Origin of the sequence: Streptomyces spongiae, from assembly GCF_009377185.1 — a bacterium.
Lineage (GTDB): Bacteria > Actinomycetota > Actinomycetes > Streptomycetales > Streptomycetaceae > Streptomyces > Streptomyces spongiae.
The window spans coordinates 1-7,409 of record NZ_VJZC01000504.1 but is presented as its reverse complement, the minus strand read 5'-3'; the positions used below and the strand labels follow the sequence as shown (position 1 = coordinate 7,409).

6 protein-coding genes are annotated in these 7,409 nt (G+C 71.8%); 4 read left to right on the top strand and 2 right to left on the bottom strand.

The features are described 5' to 3' along the window. The coding region (locus FNH08_RS39735) for a septum formation initiator family protein (protein ID WP_322726222.1) at positions 1-405 on the bottom strand (405 nt) is incomplete at its 3' end. A 29-nt stretch (positions 406-434) separates the two neighbouring features. Beyond that, positions 435-1,391, bottom strand: a complete 957-nt coding sequence (gene rsmH, locus FNH08_RS39730; protein ID WP_152776386.1) for a 16S rRNA (cytosine(1402)-N(4))-methyltransferase RsmH — start codon at positions 1,389-1,391, stop codon at positions 435-437. 348 nt (positions 1,392-1,739) lie between these two features. On the opposite strand from rsmH, the gene FNH08_RS39725 reads away from it, so the two are divergent. From FNH08_RS39725 to FNH08_RS39710, 4 genes are all read left to right on the top strand, one after another. Continuing rightward, on the top strand, positions 1,740-2,285 hold the full coding sequence (locus tag FNH08_RS39725; protein WP_152776385.1) for a beta-class carbonic anhydrase: 546 nt from the start codon (positions 1,740-1,742) through the stop codon (positions 2,283-2,285). Between the two features lie 262 nt (positions 2,286-2,547). Further along, on the top strand, positions 2,548-3,585 hold the full coding sequence (locus tag FNH08_RS39720; RefSeq protein ID WP_322726221.1) for an AAA family ATPase: 1,038 nt from the start codon (positions 2,548-2,550) through the stop codon (positions 3,583-3,585). Then, the gene (locus FNH08_RS39715) at positions 3,585-4,955 is read left to right on the top strand and encodes a DUF58 domain-containing protein (protein WP_152776384.1); all 1,371 of its coding nucleotides are present in this window, start codon (positions 3,585-3,587) and stop codon (positions 4,953-4,955) included. The genes FNH08_RS39720 and FNH08_RS39715 overlap by 1 nt, the downstream gene beginning before the upstream one ends. Continuing rightward, a complete protein-coding gene (locus FNH08_RS39710; RefSeq protein WP_152776383.1) occupies positions 4,952-7,330 on the top strand; it encodes a transglutaminase family protein in 2,379 nt (792 codons plus the stop codon). Before FNH08_RS39715 ends, FNH08_RS39710 begins: the two co-directional genes overlap by 4 nt. Positions 7,331-7,409 lie beyond the last annotated feature (79 nt).

Genomic DNA, 7,409 nt, shown 5'->3' with positions numbered 1-7,409 from the left:
CATCTGGGGGGCGAACACGAGGGGGATCGTCGGGTCCTCCAGGGCGGCCGGGCTGGGGACGCCCTTGATGGTGCCGTCGGGGTTCAGGAAGACGGGGTCGCCGCCGGGGACCATGCCCAGTTCGCGGGCGCGGCGCTGGAGGGCGTCGGGGGCCGAGTAGCCGTCCACGTCCCGTTGGAGTGCCTGCTCCTCGTCCGTGAGGCTCTTCGTGTCGTCCTTGAGGTCGTCGAGCTTGAACGCCCCCTCACTGAGCGCGGAGTTGAGCACGAGCAGGCCGATGAGGCCGCCGCCCAGGAGGAGCACGACGAGGACGACGAACGGGGTGCGGGCCGCCTGGCCCGGTCCGGTGGGGAAGAGCCGCGCGAGCCGGGCGGCCCGCCCCCTCAGTTCGGGTTTCCTACTCACGCACCCTCCTCACGGGTTGGGAATTCGACTCACTCACCGTCCTCACGGATGCGCTCCGCGCCCCGCAGCCTCGCGGGAGCGGCTCGGCGGTTCTCCGTGACCTCCTCCTCGGTGGGAAGTTCGGCACCGCGGGTGAGCAGCTTGAGCCGGGGCTGGTAGCGCTCAGGGACGACGGGGAGGCCGGCGGGCGCGGTGGAGGTGGCACCGGCCGCGAGCACGTGCTTGACCAGCCGGTCCTCGAGCGAGTGGTACGACAGGACGGCGATGCGGCCGCCGACGGCGAGCGCCTTCACGGCCGCGGGGATCGCCCTCTCCAGGACGGTGAGTTCGCCGTTGACCTCGATGCGCAGCGCCTGGAAGGTGCGTTTGGCGGGGTTGCCGCCGGTGCGCTTGGCGGCCTGCGGCAGGGAGTCGCGGATCAGCTCGACGAGCCGGGCGCTGTTGCTGAACGGCTCCTTGTCCCGCTCGCGCACGATCGCGGCGACGATCCGCTTGGCCTGCTTCTCCTCGCCGTACGCCCGCAGGATCCGTACCAGTTCGCCGGCCGGGTAGGTGTTGAGCACCTCGGCCGCGCTCATGCCGGTCGTCTGGTCCATGCGCATGTCGAGCGGGGCGTCCTGCGCGTACGCGAAGCCGCGGTCGGCCTCGTCGAGCTGCATGGAGGAGACGCCGAGGTCGAACAGGACGCCCTGGACGCGGGGGGTGCCCAGGCGGTCGAGCACGTCGGGGAGTTCGTCGTAGACGGCGTGCACCAGGGTGGCGCGTTCGCCGAAGGGCGCGAGCCGCTCCCCGGAGAGGCGCAGCGCCTCCTTGTCACGGTCGAGGGCGACGAGCCGGGCCTCGGGAAAACGTGTGAGCAGCGCTTCGCTGTGGCCGCCGAGACCGAGGGTGCAGTCGACCACGACGGCGCCTGGCTCCGTGAGGGCCGGGGCCAGCATGTCCAGGCACCGCTGGAGCATGACGGGAACGTGGCGGCTGTTGGTCAAGGGGCCCTCTCAGGTCCGGCGCGGCCGTACGCACCGCCGGTTCCCGGCCCGCTCAACACCGCGCACGCGGGGAGACACCGGAAAATCGCCGGATCTCCTGGGATGTCAGTCCAGCAGGGGGAACCTCGCCTCCCGCTCCGCGTCACTTTAGTCCACGGTTTCTCGCGGTCAATCAACCGGCCTGCGCGTCGCGACAGGCCTCTTGTTCGAAGCGGCAAACGGAACACAGTCCCCCATATGGGCGCATCCGCTCAGCTCCTGTGGGTTACCTCACAACAAGCGTCGATGACGTTCTTTGTCGCGCCTCACAGAAGGCCCGCGGCGGCCGTGACCAGTACCGTCATGGGTATGACGACTTCCGCATCGCTTCCCACTGGGCCCGAAGGCGCCATAACCGGCGACACCGTCACCGACCGTCTCGTCGAGGCGAACGAGCGGTACGCCTCGGCGTTCACCGACCCCGGGATGGACGCCCGCCCCGTCCTCCGCGTCGCCGTCGTGGCCTGCATGGACGCCCGGCTCGACCTGCACGCCGCGCTCGGCCTGGAGCTGGGCGACTGCCACACGATCCGCAACGCGGGCGGAGTCGTCACCGACGACGTGATCCGCTCCCTCACCATCAGCCAGCGCAAGCTCGGCACCCGCAGCATCGTCCTCATCCACCACACCGGCTGCGGCCTGGAGTCTCTCACCGAGGACTTCCGCAACGAGCTGGAACTGGAGGTCGGTCAGCGCCCGTCGTGGGCGGTGGAGTCCTTCCGCGACGTCGACCAGGACGTGCGCCAGTCGATGCAGCGCGCCCGCACCTCGCCCTTCCTGCTGCACACCGACGACGTCCGCGGGTTCGTCTTCGACGTGCGGACGGGCCTGCTGCGCGAGGTCGACCCGGCCTGAGCCGTGCCGAACCACCCCGCGTGATCCCCCCATTCCCTACCGGCTACCTGTCAATTTCCCGACAGTTCGGCGGGCAAAAGACCGCAAGCCCATACATATCGCGGCCAGTTATCCACAGGCGAGTGACACGAATCGGTAACGGCAGCAAGAATACGGGTGTGGCGTCACGCGGAACTTTTCACGCGTGGTGCCCGTGTTCGGGGTGGGCCGGTCCGCATCGCAGAGCGTCGGCCCGGAGTAAGAACGGGCCGAGGAGGGCCGGGTGACGACCTATGACGATCGAGCGAGCCTTACTGATCTGACCAGCACTGTGGAGCGTGTCCGCAGTTCGGTCGAGGGAGTGATCGAGGGCAAGCCAGAGGTCGTACGGCTTTCGCTGACAGTACTGCTCGCCGAGGGACATCTTCTGATCGAAGACGTCCCCGGCGTGGGCAAGACCATGCTCGCCAAGGCACTGGCGCGGTCCATCGACTGCTCGGTGCGGCGTATCCAGTTCACGCCCGACCTGCTGCCGTCGGACATCACGGGCGTGTCCATCTGGGACCAGCAGCGGAAGGACTTCGAGTTCAAGCCGGGGGCGATCTTCGCGCAGATCGTGATCGGCGACGAGATCAACCGCGCCTCGCCGAAGACGCAGTCCGCGCTCCTGGAGTCCATGGAGGAGCGCCAGGTCACGATCGACGGCAAGACGTACGAGCTGCCGAGCCCCTTCATGGTGGTGGCGACGCAGAACCCGGTCGAGATGGAGGGCACCTACCCGCTGCCGGAGGCGCAGCGCGACCGCTTCATGGCCCGGGTCTCCGTCGGCTATCCCAGCGCGGAGGCCGAGTTGCAGATGCTCGACGTCCACGGCGGGGTGTCACCGCTGGAGGACCTGCAGCCGGTGGCCCACGCCCACGAGATCCTGAAGCTGATCGAGGCGGTCCGGGGCGTGCACGTCGCGGAGGCGGTCCGGCGGTACGCGGTGGACCTGGTCGGCGCCACGCGCACCCACCCCGACCTCAGACTGGGCGCCTCGCCGCGTGCCACGCTGCACCTGCTGCGCGCGGCAAAGGCCTCAGCGGCGCTCAGCGGCCGGGAGTACGCGCTTCCGGACGACGTGCAGGCACTCGCCGTGGCCGTACTGGCCCACCGCCTGCTGCCCACCGCCCAGGCCCAGCTGAACCGCCGTACGGCGGAGCAGGTCGTCCAGGAGATCCTCCAGCGCACGCCCGTTCCGTCCGCGCCCCAGCCGCAGAGCGGCTTCGGCGTGGGCCGCGGCGTGCCCGCGTATCCCCAGCAGCCGCCGCGGAGGCTTTGATGACCACCGCGGCGCAGGCGCCCGCCCCGGAGCAGGAAAAGGGTGGCCTGCGCACGGCGCTCGCCGGTCTCACCACGCGCGGGCGCTCCTTCCTGGCCGCCGGGGTCGCCGCCGCCGTCTGCGCGTACGTCCTCGGGCAGAGCGATCTGCTCCGGGTCGGCCTGCTGCTGTCCGTGCTGCCGCTGGTCTGCGCGACCGTGCTGTACCGCACCCGTTACCGGGTCGCGGGGAGCCGGCGCCTCTCCCCCGCGCGCGTGCCCGCCGGTTCCGAGGCCCGCGTCCATCTGCGCATGGACAACATCTCGCGGTTGCCCACGGGGCTGCTGATGCTCCAGGACCGGGTGCCGTACGTCCTCGGCCCGCGCCCCCGGTTCGTCCTGGACCGGGTGGAGGCGGGCGGCCGCCGCGAGGTGTCCTATCGCGTGCGGTCCGACCTGCGGGGCCGCTATCCGCTGGGACCGCTGCAACTGCGTCTGTCCGACCCGTTCGGGATGTGCGAGCTGACCCGCTCCTTCTCCACGTACGACACGCTGACGGTCATCCCGCGCGTGGAGCCGCTGCCGCCGGTACGGCTCAGTGGTGAGGCGAAGGGATACGGCGACGGTCGGCAGCGTTCCCTGGCGCTGGCCGGCGAGGACGACGTGATCCCGCGCGGGTACCGGCACGGCGACGATCTGCGCCGGGTGCACTGGCGTTCGACAGCCCGGTACGGCGAGCTGATGGTGCGCCGCGAGGAGCAGCCGCAGCGCGCCCGCTGCACGGTGCTGCTCGACACCCGGGGCCCGGCCTTCGAGGGCGCGGGCCCCGACTCGGCCTTCGAGTGGGCGGTGTCCGGTGCGGCGTCGGTGCTGGTGCACATGCTCGAACGAGGCTTCTCCGTAAGGCTGTTGACGGACACGGGCAACTCGGTGCCCGGCGAGGGGGCCGACGGGTTCGCGGGCGCGAGCCAGGAGTCGGCCGACGCCGCGGGGCTGATGATGGACACGCTGGCCGTGATCGACCACTCCGACGGTACGGGGCTCTCGTCGGCGTACGACGTGCTGCGCGGCGGGAACGAGGGGCTGTTGGTGGCCTTCCTCGGTGACCTCGACGAGGAGCAGGCGGCCGTGGTCGGCAAGATGCGCCAGCGCAGCGGAGGCGCGGTCGCCTTCCTGCTGGACAGTGGCACCTGGGGGCGTGAGCCGGCCGACGTGCCCGCCCCGGGCGAGGCGAACCGGAGCGAGGAGACGCTGCGGATGCTCCAGGAGGGGGGCTGGACGGCGCTGAGCGTGCCGCGGGGCGCCGCCCTGGAGGACCTGTGGCGGCAGGCGGACCGGCAGCGCACGGGTGTGACCGCCGGCCTCGGATTCGGTACGGAGGGACGGTCATGAGCGGTCGGGCGAAGCTGGCGCTGTGCGCCTGGGCCGCCACCCTGATGTCGGCGTGCGCGCTGCTGCCGCTGGTCGAGCAGACGTCCTGGATCCTGCTGGCGGCGTTCCTGCTCGGGGTGCAGACGGTGGTGGGAGCGCTGACACGGCGGGTGCCACTGGCCCGGCCGCTGACCGTGGCGGCCCAGGCGCTGGTGACGCTGCTGCTGCTCACGCTGGTCTTCGCCCGGGAGCAGGCGCTGGTCGGGCTCGTCCCTGGGCCGGAGGCGTTCCAGCACTTCGGGACGCTGCTGCAGACGGGGGCGGAGGACGTCGGGAGGTACACGACCCCGGCGCCGCTGACCGACGGCATCAAGCTGATGATGGTCGGCGGTGTCCTGGTGATCGGACTCGCGGTGGACGTGCTCGCGGTGACCTTCCGCAGCGCCGCCCCGGCCGGTCTTCCGCTGCTCGCGCTGTACTCGGTCGCCGCGGGGCTGTCCGACGACCTCGAGTGGCTGTCGTTCCTGGTCGCGGCCGCCGGATATCTCATTCTGCTCCTCGCGGAGGGCCGTGAGCGGCTGTCGCAGTGGGGCCGCGTCTTCGCCGGCGCGCCTCGCGGTCCCGGGGCGGACTCCGCGGCCGGAGCGGTGGCCCCGGTCCGTACCGGGCGGCGCATCGGCGCGGTCGCGCTGGCCATCGCCCTGGTGCCGTTGCCCGCGGTCGACGGCGGGCTGCTGGACGCCGCGGGCACCGGAGTCGGTTCGGGCCCCGGGGGCGGCGGCACGATCTCGGCGGTGAACCCGCTGGTGTCGCTGCGCGACAGCCTGAACGTGGACGAGGACCGCCAGGTCATGTCCTACCGCACCAACACCGAGGACACCCAGGACCTCTACCTGCGGATCGTCTCCCTGGACGAGTTCGACGGCACCGCCTGGAAGCCGTCCCAGCGACGCATCCAGGACGTTCCGGGCACGTTCCCGACTCCGAACGGACTCGGCCCCGACGTCAAGCGGACCGAGATCGAGACCCGGATCTCGGCGGCGAAGGACTACGGCCAGGACTGGCTGCCGATGCCGTACCCGGCGACCAAGGTGAACATCTCGGGCGACTGGCGGTACGAGCCGGTGGGGCGCACGCTCGTGGGCGACCACGGGCAGAACACCCGGGGCCTGCAGTACACGGTCAAGAGCCTGGTCGTGCAGCCGACCTCGGAGCAGCTGGCCTCGGCGCCGCAGCCGCCGCCGGCCCTGAAGCGCGAGTTCACCAAGCTGCCGGATTCACTGCCGTCGGTGGTGGCCCGGACCGCCCGTCAGGTCACCGCGGGCTCGGCCAACAACTACGAGCGGGCGGTCAAACTCCAGGACTGGTTCGCGGTGAGCGGCGGGTTCACGTACGACACGCAGGTGCAGGTGGGCAGCGGCTCGTCCGCGATAGCGCGGTTCCTCCGGGACAAGGAGGGCTTCTGCGTCCACTTCTCGTTCGCGATGGCGTCGATGGCCCGTTCCCTGGGCATACCGGCGCGGGTCGCGGTGGGCTTCACACCGGGTTCGCCGCAGACGGACGGTTCGATGGCCGTGGGGCTGCGGGACGCGCACGCGTGGCCGGAGCTGTACTTCGAGGGTGTGGGCTGGACCCGCTTCGAGCCGACCCCGAACCGCGGCAGCACCCCGTCGTACACGCAGCCGGAGGTGCCGGGCGGCACCGGTCTCCCCGACGTGGCCCGGCCCACGCAGTCCACTCCGACGTCGCCGTCGTCCGAGCCGTCGGCGAGCGAGAGCTGCACCGGGCAGGGGCAGCAGCTGGACGCGTGCGCGAGCGAGTCCCCGGCGGCCGCGGCGGGGTCGGACAGCAACCCCTGGCAGTGGCTCCTGGGCCTGGGCATCGCACTGGCCGTGCTCGTGGTGCTGGCGCTGCCGCTGCTGCCGATGCTCTGGCGGCTGAGAGTGCGGGCCCGACGGCTCGGCGCCCACGGGCGTACGGCGGAGGGTGTGGCGGCTCATACGCTGGCGGTCTGGGAGGAGGTGTCCGACACGGCCTGGGACTTCGGGATCTCGCCGGACGAGTCCCAGACTCCCCGCAAGGCCGCCGCGCGGATCGTACGGCTCGGACACCTCGACGAGGAGGCCGCGGCGGCGGTGCACCGGCTTGCGGCTGCGGTGGAGCAGGTGCTCTACGCTCCGTATCCGCAGCCGTCGGCGGGTCTCGCGGAGGACGCCCGCCGGGTCGAGGGCTCGCTGCGGGCCCACGTCAGCGGCTCCACCCGCCTGCGTGCGCTCCTGGCCCCGCGTTCGACCGTCCGGGTCGTCTGGGCGGCCTCGGCCCGCTGGGCGGCGCTCACGGCCGACCTGTCGGCCCGCCGCCCGACGCTACGGCGCCCGTCGAACCAGAGCGGCTGAGTACCGGGGCACCGCGTCCCGGAGCACCGCGTCCCGGAGCACCGAACAGCGGGCCGCCCGCCGGAGTCCACCTCCGGGG

What these genes read in the sequence shown, in the direction of transcription:
- FNH08_RS39715 (WP_152776384.1), top strand. Translation starts at nt 3,585, where the DNA reads ATGACCACCGCGGCGCAGGCGCCCGCCCCGGAGCAGGAAAAGGGTGGC.
- FNH08_RS39710 (WP_152776383.1), top strand. Translation starts at nt 4,952, where the DNA reads ATGAGCGGTCGGGCGAAGCTGGCGCTGTGCGCCTGGGCCGCCACCCTG.
- FNH08_RS39725 (WP_152776385.1), top strand. Translation starts at nt 1,740, where the DNA reads ATGACGACTTCCGCATCGCTTCCCACTGGGCCCGAAGGCGCCATAACC.